This is a genomic window from Pandoraea sp. NPDC090278, from assembly GCF_044772185.1.
In the GTDB taxonomy this organism is placed as follows: domain Bacteria; phylum Pseudomonadota; class Gammaproteobacteria; order Burkholderiales; family Burkholderiaceae; genus Pandoraea.
The window spans coordinates 603,883-621,161 of the sequence record NZ_JBIVYJ010000001.1 but is presented as its reverse complement, the minus strand read 5'-3'; the positions used below and the strand labels follow the sequence as shown (position 1 = coordinate 621,161).

General features: G+C 61.3%; 15 protein-coding genes and 1 tRNA gene. 8 read left to right on the top strand and 8 right to left on the bottom strand.

The window, feature by feature from the left end:
* Positions 1-461 precede the first annotated feature (461 nt).
* On the top strand, positions 462-665 hold the full coding sequence (locus ACIQWO_RS02695) for a cold-shock protein (protein ID WP_150664962.1): 204 nt from the start codon (positions 462-464) through the stop codon (positions 663-665).
* A 134-nt stretch (positions 666-799) separates the two neighbouring features.
* Here ACIQWO_RS02695 and purT read toward each other — a convergent pair whose 3' ends face one another.
* Together purT and ACIQWO_RS02685 are read right to left on the bottom strand one after the other, a co-directional pair.
* On the bottom strand, positions 800-2,002 hold the full coding sequence (gene purT / locus ACIQWO_RS02690) for a formate-dependent phosphoribosylglycinamide formyltransferase (protein ID WP_402818836.1): 1,203 nt from the start codon (positions 2,000-2,002) through the stop codon (positions 800-802).
* A gap of 111 nt (positions 2,003-2,113) precedes the next feature.
* Positions 2,114-2,767 carry a TetR/AcrR family transcriptional regulator gene (locus tag ACIQWO_RS02685; protein ID WP_402818833.1) on the bottom strand — a complete coding sequence of 218 codons (654 nt, stop codon included), beginning with the start codon at positions 2,765-2,767 and terminating at the stop codon, positions 2,114-2,116.
* Between the two features lie 164 nt (positions 2,768-2,931).
* Between ACIQWO_RS02685 and ACIQWO_RS02680 the strand changes: the two genes are divergently transcribed.
* The 4 genes from ACIQWO_RS02680 to ACIQWO_RS02665 all read left to right on the top strand — a co-directional run bounded on the left by ACIQWO_RS02680 (position 2,932) and on the right by ACIQWO_RS02665 (position 8,363).
* A complete protein-coding gene (locus tag ACIQWO_RS02680) occupies positions 2,932-3,834 on the top strand; it encodes an SDR family NAD(P)-dependent oxidoreductase (protein WP_402818831.1) in 903 nt (300 codons plus the stop codon).
* A 25-nt stretch (positions 3,835-3,859) separates the two neighbouring features.
* Positions 3,860-5,413 carry a flavin-containing monooxygenase gene (locus tag ACIQWO_RS02675; protein WP_402818828.1) on the top strand — a complete coding sequence of 518 codons (1,554 nt, stop codon included), beginning with the start codon at positions 3,860-3,862 and terminating at the stop codon, positions 5,411-5,413.
* A gap of 72 nt (positions 5,414-5,485) precedes the next feature.
* Positions 5,486-6,505 (top strand): alpha/beta fold hydrolase, encoded by a 1,020-nt coding sequence (locus tag ACIQWO_RS02670; protein ID WP_402818825.1) that lies wholly within the window; start codon positions 5,486-5,488, stop codon positions 6,503-6,505.
* A 103-nt stretch (positions 6,506-6,608) separates the two neighbouring features.
* Positions 6,609-8,363, top strand: a complete 1,755-nt coding sequence (locus ACIQWO_RS02665; protein WP_402818822.1) for an MBL fold metallo-hydrolase — start codon at positions 6,609-6,611, stop codon at positions 8,361-8,363.
* 14 nt (positions 8,364-8,377) lie between these two features.
* On the opposite strand, the gene ACIQWO_RS02660 is transcribed toward ACIQWO_RS02665, so the two are convergent.
* The 5 genes from ACIQWO_RS02660 to ACIQWO_RS02640 form a co-directional block, all read right to left on the bottom strand.
* The gene (locus ACIQWO_RS02660) at positions 8,378-8,626 is read right to left on the bottom strand and encodes a hypothetical protein (RefSeq protein WP_039399007.1); all 249 of its coding nucleotides are present in this window, start codon (positions 8,624-8,626) and stop codon (positions 8,378-8,380) included.
* A gap of 97 nt (positions 8,627-8,723) precedes the next feature.
* Complete coding sequence (locus ACIQWO_RS02655; RefSeq protein ID WP_402818818.1) at positions 8,724-8,978, bottom strand: DUF1488 family protein; 255 nt, start codon at positions 8,976-8,978, stop codon at positions 8,724-8,726.
* 392 nt (positions 8,979-9,370) lie between these two features.
* Positions 9,371-10,450: a hypothetical protein gene (locus tag ACIQWO_RS02650; RefSeq protein ID WP_402818815.1), complete on the bottom strand. Its 1,080-nt coding sequence runs from the start codon at positions 10,448-10,450 to the stop codon at positions 9,371-9,373.
* Positions 10,440-11,198, bottom strand: coding sequence for a DUF4157 domain-containing protein (locus tag ACIQWO_RS02645; RefSeq protein WP_402818812.1), 759 nt, complete (start codon positions 11,196-11,198; stop codon positions 10,440-10,442). Before ACIQWO_RS02645 ends, ACIQWO_RS02650 begins: the two co-directional genes overlap by 11 nt.
* A gap of 290 nt (positions 11,199-11,488) precedes the next feature.
* Positions 11,489-11,956, bottom strand: a complete 468-nt coding sequence (locus ACIQWO_RS02640) for a GNAT family N-acetyltransferase (RefSeq protein ID WP_402818809.1) — start codon at positions 11,954-11,956, stop codon at positions 11,489-11,491.
* Positions 11,957-12,195: 239 nt separating this feature from the next.
* Between ACIQWO_RS02640 and ACIQWO_RS02635 the strand changes: the two genes are divergently transcribed.
* The 3 genes from ACIQWO_RS02635 (at position 12,196) to ACIQWO_RS02625 (ending at position 16,956) form a co-directional block, all read left to right on the top strand.
* Positions 12,196-13,080: a haloacid dehalogenase type II gene (locus tag ACIQWO_RS02635; RefSeq protein WP_402818806.1), complete on the top strand. Its 885-nt coding sequence runs from the start codon at positions 12,196-12,198 to the stop codon at positions 13,078-13,080.
* 258 nt (positions 13,081-13,338) lie between these two features.
* Positions 13,339-16,020, top strand: coding sequence for an autotransporter outer membrane beta-barrel domain-containing protein (locus ACIQWO_RS02630; RefSeq protein ID WP_402818803.1), 2,682 nt, complete (start codon positions 13,339-13,341; stop codon positions 16,018-16,020).
* Between the two features lie 87 nt (positions 16,021-16,107).
* On the top strand, positions 16,108-16,956 hold the full coding sequence (locus ACIQWO_RS02625) for a hypothetical protein (RefSeq protein WP_402818800.1): 849 nt from the start codon (positions 16,108-16,110) through the stop codon (positions 16,954-16,956).
* 242 nt (positions 16,957-17,198) lie between these two features.
* Here ACIQWO_RS02625 and ACIQWO_RS02620 read toward each other — a convergent pair.
* Positions 17,199-17,274: transfer RNA gene (locus ACIQWO_RS02620), tRNA-His, on the bottom strand.
* Between the last annotated feature and the right edge of the window lie 5 nt (positions 17,275-17,279).

The following is a 17,279-nucleotide window of genomic DNA, read 5'->3' as shown; positions in this document are numbered from 1 at the left end:
TTCAATGAAACGAAGGCAGACATCGACCGCTTCTCACTTCGCCATCACAACTTCCCGGCAAACGGGAACCCGTCACCCATCGACAATGCAAAACGCGTCGACTCGCAACCCAATGATTCAGAATCCGGATTACGGCAAAGCGAGGCAGCTGAACGTGGATCCCGGGAGGATAGGAAAGGACAGCGAACAGGATGACGTCCGGCCGTCCGGCATGACCGATTGCATGTCGCAACGCAGCGAAAATCGGCTGGAAACTGGCGTAGATCAACAATTCCACAGTTTCCCTGCTTGACACCTTCCCACCTTTCCCGTAAAAAAACGGGTGCATGAACGTTGTATGGCGAGTCTTGTGTCATCTAATGTCGCCCTCTGCGTCAACTCGGTTGTACCTGATCAGCTTTAATGTCATGCGCTCGCTGAGCATCTCGCTCGCTCATTTGAAAACTTTAAGGATTTAAGAAATGGCAACTGGTACCGTCAAGTGGTTCAACGACGCCAAGGGTTTTGGTTTTATTACGCCGGACGAAGGCGGTGAAGATCTCTTCGCCCACTTCTCGGAAATCCAATCGAAGGGTTTCAAGTCGCTGCAAGAAAACCAGAAGGTCAGCTTCGAAGTGAAGATGGGACCGAAGGGCCGTCAAGCCAGCAACATCCAGGCCATCTAAGGTCTGTGATTCGCTGAGCGGTCGCTAACGCGATCGACGCGCCTCGGGCAGTACGCTAAACCCTAGCGACTGCCCGAACTGAAAACCCCGCCAAGGCGGGGTTTTTTCGTTATGGCATGCAACCGGATGGACGCTCAGACAGCGCGCGGTTTCACCCGGCTCGCCGCTTCCACGGCGTTGCTACGCGCGACATCCAGATTCTCGTCGTACGCGAGCGCCACGCCCATACGACGCTTCACAAAGCTCTCCGGCTTGCCGAACAGGCGAATGTCCGTCTGCGGCACCTGCAAGGCCTGATCGACGCCATCGAACACGATGCCCTTGGCGTCCACGCCGCCATAGATCACGGCACTCGCACCCGGCGTCTTCAGCGTAGTGTTCACCGGCAGACCGAGAATCGCCCGCGCATGCAGTTCGAACTCGTTCTGCCACTGGGTGATCATCGTCACCATGCCCGTGTCGTGCGGACGCGGACTGACTTCGCTGAACCACACGTCGTCGCCCTTCACGAACAGCTCGACACCGAAGATGCCCTGGCCACCCAGGTTGTTCGTCACGTCGCGTGCAATGAGACGCGCACGTTCGAGTGCGACGGACGACATCGGATGCGGCTGCCAGCTCTCCACGTAATCACCACTCACCTGCTTGTGGCCGATCGGCGCGCAGAAGTGCGTTTCGACCTGTGCATCGGCGCCGCGTGCGCGCACGGTCAGCAGCGTGATCTCGTAATCGAAGTCGATGAAGCCTTCGACGATGATGCGGCCGTGACTCACGCGTCCGCCTGCCATCGCGTAGTCCCAGGCGGCTTTCACGTCGGCTGCGCTGTCGATCTTGCTCTGGCCCTTGCCTGAGCTGCTCATCACCGGCTTGACGATGCACGGATAGCCGATGCCGCCGTCGATGGCCGCTTGCAGTTCCTCCAGCGAATCGCAGAACTGATACGGGCTCGTCGGCAGGCCCAGCGTCTCGGCGGCCAGACGACGAATGCCCTCGCGATCCATCGTCAGACGTGCCGCGCGCGCCGTCGGAATCACACGCACCACACCGTCGGCTTCCAGCGCTTCGAGCATCGGCGTCGCGATGGCTTCGATTTCCGGGACGACGAGATCGGGCTTCTCGGCTTCGATCAGTGCTTTGAGCTGTTCGGGATCGGTCATCGCGATGGTGCGCGAATGATGCGCGACCTGCTGGCCGGGGGCGTTCTCGTAGCGATCGACGGCAATCGTCTCGACACCGAGACGCTGCAAGGCGATCAGCACTTCACGGCCGAGTTCGCCAGCGCCCAACAACATGACCTTCGTCGCGCTCGGCGACAGCGGGGTTCCGATAGTGGTCATTTGCGACCTTTGGAGAGTGAGAAATTAGGGAGAACGACGGGGGACGGCGAGCGCTCAGCCGCTTTATGGCCGTCGTACGTGAAAGCCGTATTGTAGCGAGCCATGCGCAAATCACATCAGCGCGCCGCGCAGCACGCGACGGCAGCTCGCCACCATGCACGCCTGCGTGTCCTGATAGCCCATGAGGACCCACGCCGTTCCCGCGTTGGTCATCGCGCCCACCAGCGCCAGCCCGACGATCCGGGCCTGTGCCTGCGCGTCGTCACCGGTCGGCGGCGGCGTCTCGGCCATGGCGAGGATCAGCTTCGCGAATTCGAAGATGTAGCGCTGATAGGTCAGATCCGTCTCCGGGCTCACGCCCATTACCTCAAGCAGCAGCACGCGGGCCGCATGTGGCTGACGCAGGAACGCGAAGAAGGCGTTCAGGCCAGCGTCGAGCCTCGCGTCGAGCGTCGGTGCGCTGTCGGCGATGGCCGTCTGCAACTGTTCGAGCAGCGTCTGCGCATGATGTGCGTACGTTGCCCGAAGCAGATGCTCCATGTTGTCGAACGCCGCGTAGAAGTACCTGTCGTTGAGCTTGGCAAGGCCGCACACCGAGCGCACTGTGGCGCGGCGAAACCCGACAGTACCGAACACCTCGGTGGCGGCGTCGATCAGCGCCGTGCGGCGCGCCTGTTCCCGCTGCGCTTGTGCCACGCCGCCATAGCGCCGCCCGCCCTCTCGGGCCGTTGGCGCGACATCCTTCGATTCGAGTGCTTGTTCCATTTCGCTATTTGACATCACCGGGACGAAAAACTAAAGTGGTGACACGCAACACCAAATTTGCGTGACCTCATTATAGGCAACGCGAGCGCCGCCGCAAGACGACTCAAAACCATAAATGGCGACGCGCGACAGGCATCCCCCAGGGGAGACAGGGAGACGGCACGATGAAGACGTTCACGGACAAGGTGGCGGCCATCACGGGTGCGGGATCGGGCATGGGACGCTCGCTCGCCCTTGAACTGGCACGCCGGGGTGCGCATCTCGCGTTATCCGACATCGACGAAGCCAGCGTCACACATACCGCCATCGCCTGTCGTACGCTCGGCGCGCGCGTGACGTCGCAGCGCCTCGACGTCGCCGATCGCGACGCCGTCTTTGCGTGGGCGCACGACACCGCCGCCGCACACGGCAAGATCAACCTCGTCTTCAACAACGCGGGCGTGTCGTTGTCCGTGCCGGTCGCGACCGCGCGTCTTGAAGACATCGAGTGGCTGATGAACATCAACTTCTGGGGCGTGGTGCACGGCACACAGGCGTTCCTCCCCTACCTCACCGCCTCCGGCGACGGTCACATCGTCAATACGTCGAGTCTCTTCGGCATCATCGCCATGCCGACGCAATCGGCCTACAACGCCAGCAAGTTCGCCGTGCGCGGTTTTACCGAAGCACTGCGTATGGAACTGGAACTTGCAGGCTCTCCGGTGTCGTGCACGTGCGTGCATCCGGGGGGCGTCGCCACCAATATCGTGACGGCATCGCGCATCGACGACAGCATTACCGCGTTCACCGGCATCGACGCGCAAACGCACCGCCGCCGCGCCAACAAGCTGATCGACGTGACGAGCGCCGATGCGGCCGCGCGCCAGATGCTCGCGGGAGTCCAGCGCAATGCGCGGCGCGTACTCGTCGGTGCCGACGCGCGCCGCGTCGACAAGCTTGCCCGCTTGCTCGGCGCAAGCTATCAGGCGATGGTCGTCTGGTTCTACCGGCGCTCGGCCATGTCGGGCAAACCGTCGGCGGCCGCTGCGAGCGCACGCGCCGCCGCGACCGAATCATCCACGAACTGAAGATCTCCGGCCGGAGGATTTCGTCATGACGGCAAATACAACCGTGTCCGATATCGCTAGCGCGTCCCGCACGCGCAAGGATCTGGACGTCATCATCGTAGGCGCGGGACTCTCGGGCATCGCCGCCGCGCACTATCTGCGCGAGCGCTGCCCCGGCACCCGATTCGCGATGCTCGAAGCCCGTCAGTCGCTGGGCGGCACGTGGGATCTGTTCCGCTACCCCGGCGTGCGCTCCGACTCCGACATGTACACGCTCGGCTTCAGTTTCCGGCCGTGGGCAAGCGATCAGGCCATCGCCGACGGCGGCAAGATTCTCGACTATCTCAAGGAGACGGCCCGCGCCGAAGGTCTCGACGAGGCGATCCGCTATGGACACAAGTTGAGCGAAGCGCGGTGGGACTCCGGCATCGCCCGATGGACGCTCGACGTCGAGCGCACGCATGAGGACGGTCATTGCGACACCGAGACGCTCACTTGCCGCTTCCTCTTCATGTGCAGCGGCTACTACGCCTACGACGCAGGCCACACGCCCACCTGGCCCGGCATGGAGACATTCGGCGGCACCGTGGTCCACCCGCAGCATTGGCCTGCCGATCTCGACTATCGCGACAAGCGCGTCGTCATCATCGGCAGCGGCGCGACGGCCGTCACCCTGCTGCCGAGCATGGCGACGAGTGCGTCGCACGTCACGATGTTGCAGCGCTCGCCGAGCTACATCCTGTCCATGCCGCAGCGCGACGGCGTCGCCGAACGTCTGCGTAAATGGCTGCCTGCAGGTGTCGCGCACCGGCTCGTGCGCACGAAGAACGTGCTGATCACACTCGGCTTCTACAATGCGGCGCGACGCTGGCCGAACGCCATCCGCCGCGTATTGATCAAACGCGCGGCACAACAGGCGCAGGGTCATGCCGACGTCGAGCGCGATCTCACGCCGCGCTACAACCCGTGGGATCAGCGGCTGTGCCTCGCGCCGAATGGCGACATCTTCAAGGCGTTGCGCAGCGGGCGGGCCGAGATCGTCACCGATGAAATCGCAACGTTCACTTCTGCCGGTCTCACGCTCAAGAGCGGCAAGACGCTCGATGCCGACATCGTGGTGACGGCAACCGGCCTGCGTGTGCAACTGATGGGCGGTGCGCGATTGCGGGTCGACGGCCAGCCCGTGACGCTCTCCGACACGGTCGCCTACAAGGGAATGATGTACAGCGGCGTGCCGAATCTCGCCTCTGTCTTCGGCTATACGAATGCTTCGTGGACACTCAAGGCGGAACTGATCGCGCAGTACGTCTGTCGTCTGATCAACCACATGAATGCACATGACGTCGACACGTGCGTGCCGCATTTGCGCGACGGTGAACACGGCGAGTTGCCCGCCATCGGTCTGACGTCGGGGTACATTCAACGCGCCGCCGGTGCACTGCCCCGGCAAGGCGGTCGCAAGCCGTGGGTGTTCTATCAGAACTATCTGCGCGACTTGCGACTGATGCGCTGGAGCAGCGTCGACGACGGCGCAATGCGTTTCGAGCGTCGCGCAACGCTGCGACGTGTCGTCGCATCGTCAGACCTCGCAACACCTTGATAGGATGCGTGCTGACGCGCGCGTCGCACACGTTTTATGCATCCCTCTTTGCCTGCTCTTCGGTTCGACACCATGCTCATCGTCTATTTGCTCGCCTGCCTCGTCATCGCCTTCGCCGCTGTGGTGCTCGTGCTGATGCGCTTTACGCGGCGCGTCGCCAAACGCGCCGAAGCGGCCGTGCCGCCGGACGGGCAGTTTCTCGACATCGACGGTGAACGACTGCATTACGTCGATTTCGGACACGGCCCGGCCATCGTGTTCATTCACGGGCTCTGCGGGCAGTTGCGCAACTTCGCTTATTTGCCGCTGGCCGCGCTGGCGCGCACGCATCGCGTCGTGCTCGTCGACCGCCCCGGCTCCGGCTATTCCATACGTGGACCGCGACACGACGCCGCCATCGCATGGCAGGCGAACGTCGTCGCACAACTGATCGATACGCTCGCACTGGACCGTCCGCTGGTGGTCGGGCATTCGCTGGGCGGTGCGGTATCGCTGGCGCTTGCGCTCGACCATCCGCAACGCGTGGGCGCGCTCGCGCTGATCGCGCCGCTGACACAGCCGGTGTCCGAAGTGCCTGCGCCCTTCCGTGCACTCGCCATTCGGAGTGCCTGGTGGCGTCGCTGGGTTGGACGCACGCTCGCCGTGCCGATCGGCATGATGACGGGACGCACAACGCTAGGGTATGTCTTCGGCCCTGAAGACGCGCCCAAGGACTTCCTCATTCGCGGCGGCGGCGTGCTGGGCTATCGTCCCGGCAACTTCGAAGCAAGCAGCGTCGACATCCTTGCCGCAGAGCACGACATGCCCGGGCTGGCGGCGAGATACGCCGATCTGGCGGTGCCCGTCGATGTGCTTTACGGCCGCAGCGACCGCGTACTCGACTACCGTCGGCACGGCGAGACCTTGCCGGTGGCGAGCCCGCGTGCACAACTCACGCTCGTCGACGGTGGCCACATGCTCCCCGTCACACAGCCCGAGCTGACCGCCCAGTGGCTGAGTGAGGTCGCTGCGCGCATGCCGTCTGCGCAGAACTATCGCCCTCGTCACGATGTGACGACGGTGTCGACGCACGCCGCGAACGACGCAGCCTGATACACACCACGCCGCAAGCTGGGGATCGCCCTGCCTACGGCGTCTCTATTCCGATGGCACACTAGGGACTTTCCGATATCGCGCGCCTCAGTGCGCACGTCTCATGGCAGATCGTCCCGAAGCGCAACCGTCTACGCCTGACGGCCAGCATCCCTCTCCTGCTCAGCCGCCCTCACTGCGCTCGCCAACGTCCCTGCGGATGGCGGCGAGTCTCGTTGTATTGCGCGAGCGCCCGAGTGGTCTGGAGGTGCTGCTGTTGCGGCGCGCCGTCCGGGCTGGTGACTTCAGCTCCGACGCCTACGTCTTTCCCGGCGGCGTCGTCGATGCGGCTGATCGGCATGGCCACGCCGTGTGCATCGGGCTGGACGACGCCACGGCGAGCGAACACCTCCAACTGACCGATCAAGGCCTCGACTATTACGTCGCGGCCATCCGCGAATGCTTCGAGGAAACGGGGGTGTTGTTCGCGGTCGATGCGGCGGGTCTGCCCATCGATCCCTCCACGCTCGACGACATGCGCGCGCAACGTGACGCGCTGCACGACGGCAAGATCGAAATCGCATCGCTTTGCCAGACGTTCAACGTTCGGCTCACGCCCGACCGTCTGCACTATCTGAGTCACTGGGTCACGCCGCTCGCGCTGCCGAAACGCTTCGACACACGCTTCTTTCTGGCGATGCTCCCCGAAGGTCAAACCGTCGAAGTCGATCAGATCGAGACCGCGGCACACCGCTGGATGCGTCCGCACTATGCGCTGACGCACGCGGACCAACTGCGTTTGCTGCCGCCCACACGCAAACTGCTCCAGTGGCTCGAAAGTATGGGCACTGCCGAGCGGGCGATGGCGACGGCATCGACGCTGGCAGCGCGGCATGAAATCCCGCGCATCCAGCCGCGCCTCGCCAACGGCAAACGCGGCCGCTGGCCCGTCACGCCGGACGAACCTGCGTGGGCCGAACTCACGCTGACCGATCCACAGGAGCAAGGCACCGGCAGCTACGACATCGTGCCGGGCAACGTCGTGACGCTCATGCCTGGCGTGCTTCGCGTCACCGCATCGAATCCGGGGATGATGACCGGCCCCGGCACCAACACCTATCTGGTTGGCGGCGGACCGCGGAACGAATGGGCGGTCATCGACCCCGGCCCCGACGATCCCGTGCACACCGAGACGATCCTGCGCGCAGCGCCAGGCGTCATCCGACAGATCCTCGTCACGCATACGCATCGGGATCATTCGCCCGGTGCTCGGTTGCTAAAGGCGAAGACCGGTGCCGTGACGTATGGCATGCAAGCACGTCATGACGAAGGGCAGGACACGGCATTCGTGCCGGACGTTGCCCTCTCCGACGACGACGAGGTACCGCTGCCGGATGGACGCATGCTGCGCACCATCCATACGCCGGGGCATGCGGCGAATCATCTGTGTTATTCGCTTGAGGACGCAAAGCTGGTCTTCACCGGCGATCACGTGATGCAAGGCTCGACGGTGGTGATCAACCCGCCGGATGGCCACATGGCGACCTATCTGGCGTCGCTCGAAAAGCTGGCGGCGTTAGCACCACAGTGGCTCGCGCCAGGGCATGGTTTCGTGATGGATCGTCCGGCGCAGCGCATCGCGCGGCTGGTGGCACATCGGCTTGCGCGGGAAGCGAGCACGCTGGCGGCGCTCGCAGACGTCGGTCCGGCTAGCATCGACACGCTCACGCCGGTGGTCTATGCGGACGTGCCAACGACGCGGCACGGTGTCGCGCGACGTTCGCTGCGCGCGCATCTGGATAAGCTCGCAGAAGACGGACGCGCCATCGTATCAGCGGACGGCGTATGGCGTTTGCGTGGCGAGGCGGAGGCGGGCTAAAGACGCGCGAAAGGTCACGCGTCCCCGTCACCCAGCAGCTCGTCGACGATGCGCTCACCGGCCTTGCGTCCGGCCATTTCGGCGTCGAGCCGGTTGTCGCGATGACCGTCTGGAGAGCGTACTTCCGGCCCTTCCGGCTTGTCGTGTCGCAGCACTTGCACCAGATAGTCCCACGGCCCGGCGTACTCGTTCTGAAACGCCTGAACGCGAATTCGATAGCCTGCGCGGTAATCGTAGACCTGCTCATGCGATGCGTAGCTCATGAAGGACTCCGTGTTTCCGGTTAGCGGGATGCCGCCTGTCCGGCGGCAAGGTGCTGCGACGTTCCGTATGAATATCAAACGCTCATTGCATGCCGACTTATTGCGTGCCGACTTCGATGGGCTCGACGTTAGCGCCCTGCGCAATCTCGCGCGCTGCGAGGTCGACGATTTCGTCTTCGAAGTCGACGAACTGATCGAATAGCGCTTCGCCCCCGGCATCGACGCCTGACAGGCGATTGAGCGCCGCGCGACCGATCTGGCACGTCCAGACCTTGCCGTCGACATGCACATTGAAACGCACGGACTCGCCGTCACTCCCCAAGCCGAGGCCACCGTGCAAAAAGGTACTCATTGCTGTCTCCACACTGTCCTGAAAGTCGAAAAACGCCCTGCGATGCCAAAAATCGTAGCACGTTCGAATTTCATAGGGGACATCGTAGCGTTACGCAAAGCGCACATTCCTGATCGCTCGGGACATAAAAAAAGCCCACCTGAGGGAGGTGGGCTTCAAAACCGGGACGCATGGGGCACCATGGGCACCGGGAAGACAGGGTCATGAAAACATGACGAATCCATTATGGGCGGCCCTGGCCGACCCGGTGGCCCCCATCGAGCGGGGAATTAGATGTAGATCAAACTTTGGCAGCATAAAAAGCGAATGACTGTCAATTTACGACGGGGCACTCAGGAATTATGGGAACTTGCACGCCTGCTAGAACGCCGTCACCTACGGCCCCGACGACCTTACGCGCCGCCCACTTGTGGCTGGGGCTTAAGTGCTCTCAACTCCGTTGGCGTCATGGCGTACGCAAGGGCGTCGCTTTGCGGCGCAATCGATTTGATATCGATCTTCACTTCGTATCGCTTCGCCAGCTTGGGAGGTGCGGCCGCCGCAAAGAATTCGCTATCGACGTCGGCTTGGAAAAATAGCGTACTGTCGGCTTGAGACCAATCCTCATAGTCCGTTTCGTGGTCCTCGACGACATCAAGTGATTTTGAGAAGTTGAACGTCTTTTTCAGGAGCGATGTCAGTTCAGTCTGAAGTAGGGTCCGCCCCGCTACGCTATCGAGATAGGTGAAAGGGTCCTGCTTCCAGAAGGTGTTAACGGCCTGAATGTCCCACGCGAATGTCGGAAGATAGTGGCGCTTGTAAATGTGACTCCATGTCTCGGACGGCACGCTTGCCGTCACCATAACCGGAACGTTGACCAGGGTCGGTCTGCTCCCGACCCGGGTCATGGATTTAACGGTGAAGGTGAACGTGAGATTGGTCCAGTCGTCCTGCTCCTCCACATCCTCCTGACCGATGTCCTCCGCCTCATCGCTTTCGCCCGTGAGCCACGTGGCACTCCGCTTCTTCACCCAACTTCCGTCGAATTGGTACCAATGCTCCTTCGTGTAAGACGAAATGGGGGCGGCATTGAGCTTGACCATTTGCGCGGTAGCCGCTTTCAGCAGCGTGACCAGATGATCCTCCACGTCTGAATCGTGATGCGTCGCCCTTTTCGAGTCGGCCACTTTCGTTGGCAGAAAATCGTGCACCACAAGCTGATTGATCTGACGTATCGCATCGTCGAGCTTACGCATCTCCAGGGAGAATGCCGTCTCCTGGACTGTCGCTCCCTTCCCACTCATTTCCGGATCGAAGAAGTTTTTTGCACCTTGCACCTGATTTGCCCGTCCCGGAACAATGTTTTCGGGAATGTTGATCAGGTGTTGCTCACTGAGTACCACGTGCGCTCCGGCGGTCTTGTTCGCCTCCGTTCTGAACGCCGCAAGTGCCGCTCCCAAGTCCACCCAACGACTGCTTCCATCAATCGTCATTGGCACTAGCGTCTTGGTTAGCGTTTCGCTGAATGTCCGCCAGCTCTCTTGCGACACCATATGGTCGAGCTGTACATCGTCCTTGTCGATGCCTTGCCCCCCCCCTGCGTTCGTCATTCACCGCATCGGGAAAATTGCCTTGCAGCACACGGGCCCCGCTCACGATTTCCCTGAGCGTAGAAGATGGCGCCTGCCCTTGCCCCATCGCCAGCGCCCCCATGCGGTCTGCTTCATGTTCGAGGGCGGGATCGTCGTTGATCTGCGTGGCTTGCAATTGCATGGTCGGCTGAACACGGCCCTGCGCCTGTTGCACGACGTGCCAGGCCTCATGCGGGAGATGCTGCTCTTGCCCAGGGGCCAGGTGGATGTCAGTGCCCTGCGCGTACGCGTGCGCATTGAGTTGCGCTGGCTGCGATGAGTTGTAGTGCACCTTCACCGTATCCATCGACATGCCGCTGAGGCTTTCGATGCCCGACTTTAGCGCGTCGGGAATACCGGTATTGTTCGCCCTTGCCTCGCGCTGAACGGCGGGATCGGCAGACGTACCGCCAGCCGTCAGTCCCTGAAGCGACTTCAGTTGCGCGGCACGGGGGCTATGGTGAGCGATCGTCTGGAGTTGTCGGAGCGCGGCCGTCGAAGGCCGGTTATCTGCCAATGGCGCGTCGGTGGCTTGCGCTTCGTCGCGCCCTTGGCTCGCTGCTTGCGTCCGATGATCTTCGTCCTTGCCCGAATCCGAATACGTTCTCATGAGTTCGCAATCTCAGGATTTCCGCGGTCAAACCACAAACAATCGTGAAGTACGACGCACTATCGACGCGATGGTCGATTGTGAAAATCATGGAGCGCTCAGCGCGATTCAGTCCCCGCCTTCGCCGCCTTTTGTGATTCTGATTGGCTGCGCGATATCTCGCGCAGACGGCAGCATAGCAGAGTTATTGGAATGTCCTGTGGACGCAAAACACGGGCATGGAATCTCTCGGAACGTTGCCGGAATAGTGTCCAAACGGGCGAGACGCCCCGGATTCCGCCCGCTTAACTTCAAAGGCTCTTGCGGTACATCACGAAGCCGGGCTTCTCGGCGACGTCATCGTAAAGGCGCATCGCCGTGCGATTCGTCTCGTGCGTGTGCCAGTACACCCGCGACGCATTGGATGCCCTCGCGTGCACGTAGACGGCCTCGATCAGCGCGCGTCCCACACCCTGCCCGCGCGCCGCTTCCACGGTGAACAAATCTTGTAGGTAGCAAGTCGGCCCGTCCATCGTCGTGCTGCGGTGATAGAGAAAGTGCACGAGCCCGAGCATGTGTTCGCCACGTTTGGCGATGATCGCGTGCATGGGCTCATACCCGTCGAAGAAGCGCGACCAGGTCGTGCGCGTGATGTGTTCCGGGAGCGCGGTTGCGTCGAAGCGCCCGTAGAAACGGTTGTAGCCGTCCCAAAGCGGTCGCCATGCGTCCAAATCTTCCGGTGTGACGGCACGGACTTCCAGCGTCGAAGAATCGGTCATGCGGTGTCTCCACTTGTCATCTGATTCAAGCCGTCAAGCGTAAGCGACACAGGGTCCCCGTGTTAGGCCCAGGAAAGTCAAAAACTGTGGAGCCAGGGCTGAAAATGGGGGATCCCTGTCCGACGACCGACGTGCCCATTCGCTACGCTCCTGCAATGGGTAACCACGCCCGGTTACCGTGCCCCTTGCAAGGGGCGTCTCAGGATCATTCAGGGCGAATCACGAGAGAGCAGCGCAATATGAAACGCGTCACAGCCTTTGCCTCACCTTCGTCATCCACACTCCCGGAAAGCAACCGTCGTCGCACCTTTTTACTGGGCCTCGGCGCTGCAGCCACAGCCGCCTACGTACCCACCATCGCCGCTGCCTCCGAGTCGCCAGGCACGCCCGCCCGTGGAAATGCGCCGCCGCCAAATCGCCTTGGCGTCAAAGCGCTGGTCTTCGACGTTTATGGCACATGCACCGATTATTGGTCGACGATTCTGGACAAGGGCAAGGCATTCAATCGTGTGAACGGTGTGGATGTCGATTGGGCGTCAGTAGCCAAGGCGTGGTACGGCCTGTACCCCGACACGTTCCGCGAGGTGGTTTCCGGGGCGCGTCCGTGGCAAAGTCCGTCGCTGCTGCGCGAAGAGGCGCTTGCGCGCGTATTGCAGCGTCAGGGCTATTCGCTCGCACCGACTCAGATCACCGAATTCAATACCCTCTGGAACGAACTGCGCCTGTGGGATGACGTGCTGCCCGGCCTTGAGCGTCTGCACCCCCGTTACCCACTCGCATGCCTTTCGAACGCCGACATGGCCAGCATGGTGGCGTTGTCGCGCCATCGCAAACTACCGTGGGATCTGGTGCTCACCGGAGAAATCGTAGAGAAGTTCAAGCCCGCCGCCGACGTGTACAAGCTGGCGCCGCGCTTCCTGAACCTGAAACCCGAAGAGATCCTGATGGTCGCCTGTCACAAGAACGACCTGACCGGTGCACAGGCCATCGGCATGCGCACCGCGTTCCTGCGTCGCCCGACGGAGCTGGGACCGGACGGGAAGCCGGACACCACGCCCGACAGCCGCTTCGACCTCAACGTCGACAACATGTTCGAACTCGACGAGGTGCTTCATAACGTCTGATCCAGCGATTACGGCGGCATACCGGGCGAAGAAGACTCGGGAATCCGCGCAGCAGACCCATACGATTTTGCTGCCCGGCAACCTGCATCGATGGCATCAGGCGCGTCCGTCGCGATCATTTGATAACTGCTTCGCTACGAATATCGAGACATTTGTAGTCGAATCGCAACAAGCATTTGATATCTCGACGCTAACCAAATAACGTCTACCCACACGGAATTCTTCTTCACCAAAGAGCACCGTACTGGGAGCAAGTCGATGAATGCCACGCCGCATCGTAGCCGTGCATGCCCTATCCCCCTGAAGCCCCTGTTCCTCGCGCTTTTATTTTGTGCCTTTGGCACAGCACGCGCTGCTTGCGACAACATCAATCCCGGCAGTAACACAACTGTCACATGTACCGGCACAGGTGGGCCCGTTCAGGCGCAAACCGGGAGCACCGGTGTCACGGTCAACGTCACCCCCGGCAGCACCGTCTCCCTGATTCGCGGCACGCCCAATCTAGCCGTAATTACAGTTGATACCTCCAGCACGATTTCCAACGCCGGCACGGTCAGCCTCGCCGGATCGTCGTCCACCGGTCGCGGTGCTGCCCTACTCGGTCAAAACAACGGCAACACCTTGATCAATACGTCGACCGGTACCATCACGACGAGCGGCGCCAATAACGACGCCATGGCGCTGAATGGCAACAACGGCTCGATCACGAACAACGGCACCATCTCGCTCTCTGGGCCCAACTCTTACGGCATGACGTCTTCGTGGGGACAGTCATCTTCTCTTGGGCAGTTCACGACGTTCGTGAATACGGGAACGATCACCGCAACAGGCTCCGGCAGCCGCGCAATGAGTTCCACCGGGGGACAAAGCACTCTCACCAATTCGGGAACCCTGATAACCACGGGCGGCACTGCATCGAACCGTTCGTTCACGGTGTACATGCAAGGGAACAACATCACCTTTACGAATAGTGGCTACGTCGAGGCGCAGGGTATCAACAGCGATGCCGTCGTCTCGAACACTGCCCTCGGCTTCACTGGGACCGTCGTCAATCAAGCTGGCGGGACGATTCTCAGCCAGCAAGGCTATGGCATCCGGACAGTCAACGGCACCGTCTCTATCACGAATGCCGGGCTGATCCAGAGCAACGCCGGAACCGCCATCGCGATGAATGCCGCCGCAAGATCGAACACGCTCACACTGCAAACTGGCTCGCAGATCATCGGTACGGCCGATGGAGGCGCCAGTGCCGTCAGCACCCTGATTCTTCAAGGGACCGGAACGGCCAGCAACCCGTTTGTAAATTTCGGCACGCTTCTCGCACAGGGAGACAACTGGATGTGGAGCGGCAGCGGCAACTTCAACACGGCTCAGTTGCAAACCGGCACATTCAATCTCACCGGCACATTGGGAGGCGCCACGACCACCGTGGCGTCCGGCGCCACGTTGACCGGCACCGGCACAATGACGGGCAATCTGACCAACCAAGGGACAGTCCATCCAGGTGACGGCAATGGCAACGGCACGCTGACCATTGCGGGCAATTACACGGGCCAGAACGGCACGTTGGCGGTCGATTCGGTACTCGGCGATGACAGCTCACGCGTCGCACCGCTGACAATTAGCGGCGGCACGATTGGCGGCAATACGTCGGTTGCTGTCCGAAATCTGGGTGGACTCGGGGCGCTGACCACAGGAAACGGTATCCCTGTCGTGCAAGCCATCAACGGTACGACCTCGTCCGCTTCGGCATTTGCCCTCGGTTCACCGGTCAATGCTGGCGCTTACACCTATTACTTGTACAAGGGCGGCACCACGGCCGACAGCACAAATAGCTGGTATCTCCGCTCAACCGTACCGGCCCCCACTGAAATCACAGTCATCGATCCGGTCACCGGCGAACCGGAAACCGAAATCCTCATGCCGACGGGGGCGGTCGGCACACCTCCGACGGCTACGCTTCATCCGGGCGATGCACCTCTCCCCATCTACCGCATCGAAGTGCCTGTCTACTCGATGATGCCCGAGCTTGGCAGGACAGCTGGCTTCGCTCAGTTGGCAACCTTTCATGAACGGCAAGGGCAGCAGGGATTGCTCGACGAGAAGGGATGGCTGACCGATGGCTGGGCTCGCGTCTGGGGACAGACCGAGCAACTCCGTGTCAAAGGTGATGCCACACCCCAGTTTGACGGCAACATCGGTGGCGTGCAGATCGGACACGACGTCTTCGCGCGTCGGGGTGAGTCGGGACACGCTGATCACGTCGGGATTCTTGGCGGCTGGACGCGCGCCTCCGGAGACGTTCAGGGGCTCGCACTCGGTATGCCGGATACGCACGCTGGCTCGCTTGGCTTGGACATGTACAGCGCCGGCCTCTACTGGACGCATTTGATGCCCGGTGGTGCCTATACCGACGCCGTCGTCCTGGCGTCCGCCATGCAGTATCAAGCGAAGCCATTGAGCGGTTTGAATCGGAACCTTAATGGCAAGGGCCTCGCGGCATCCGTCGAAACCGGATGGCCGATTCGACTGTCGGACATGCTCGCGCTTGAGCCGCAGGCACAACTCGTCTGGCAGCGGCAGAGCATCGACGATTTCAGCGACGGTATTTCCTCCGTGGGATTCAACAACGTCAACAGTTGGCTCGCGCGAGTCGGTGCCCGGCTGGAAGCCAATTATGATGGCGCCCGTGGATTGCTGCGCCCGTATCTGCTCTTCAATCTTCTTCACGCGTTCGGGAACGACGGGCGTGTCCTGTTCGGGGATACGACGCCGATCGTAACCGGTGCGAGTAGCACCGCCGCACAGTTTGGTATTGGCGTTGCGGGAAGATTCAACAGGTCGGCGAGCGTCTACGCGACGCTTTCCTATCTAACGCAGCTCGATGCGACGCGTCAGCAATCTGTCGCCGCAACACTGGGCGTGCGGCTAGTTTGGTGAGTAACAGACAAGAACCCGCACGCGGCGTCGCTTTAATTTTCTTCCCACGGCACCACAAAGTCCCCCCGCAGCTCTCAGAGGAAAAGAATGACCATTGCAAAGCGGTTCCTGTTCGACCAAATCTACGACGTTGCGCAGGCGAGCGGCGGCGTGGCGATGCCCGCAGGATTTCTTTATGCCCCCGGCATCTATCAGTTCAACGGCGTGAGCTACGACATGACCAAGTCGGGGGTTTATCGCTTTTTGGATCCGGCGTCAGGGTCGAATGCATGGCGTGCGGTCACTTGGAATGATCCGATGGAGATGTGTTCTGTGTTCGCGGAACTCTCGTGCCACGGCGGTGAAGACAATGCACAGCCGATCACGGCACTGAACCAAATCGCACGCAATCGCCGAGCCCGTATTACGTGCGGCGTTGTCGTACCCTGGGCGCAGTCCTGGCTCGCTTCTGCAGGTTTCCAATCGCGGATTGTTCGCTTCTTGACGATGACGACACCCAACGGCTTCGACGATGGCCACGTGTGCGTCGAAGTGAAATGGAATGGTTCGTGGGTGCTCGCCGATCTCGACTTGGGACGGTATTACACGACAGCGGGCAGTGCGTTGTCCGCGAAGGATTTCGTCGGTCTGGTGCCCAGTTTTGGCTTCACCATCGTCCCACTCGCACACGGGACGTCGAAACTCGATACATCACCGCTCTCGTCTGCGACGTTTAACTACGCGTCCTACAACGAGATCACATTCGCAACGCCGACGATGGCCCAACAGTGGGTTCAGCGAATCTGCCAGGCGGTGGGCATTGACGCGAGCGACGGCAACACTTACTGGCTCTTGCCAGCCGGTAGCCAATCGCGAGCGTCGTGGGTCACCGGACTCCAGTCCAATTACAAGGTGGATACCGATCCAGCAGTGTGGGCGGCACGCTTCTATCCGTAATGCCCTGAACTCGGCGGCAGGGTTGCACGAAGACGGCGACGATATCTGCGTTTCCAAAGGGGCCGTGGCTTCTCTGTCGATCAAAACTTACAAATCGCTCGACAACACATCGACACGACGGTCGACGCAAGACGAAGACCGCTTCCGCTACCGAATGAATTCCGAATTTTTGATTTTCGTTCCGAGTATTGCTTTGTGGAACGTAAGGTGTGCGCTGAGCACTTTGAACTACAAGGAGATTTTGGGGTGACCGATGGGACTCGAACCCACGACGACTGGAATCACAATCCAGGACTCTACCAACTGAGCTACGGCCACCGCCG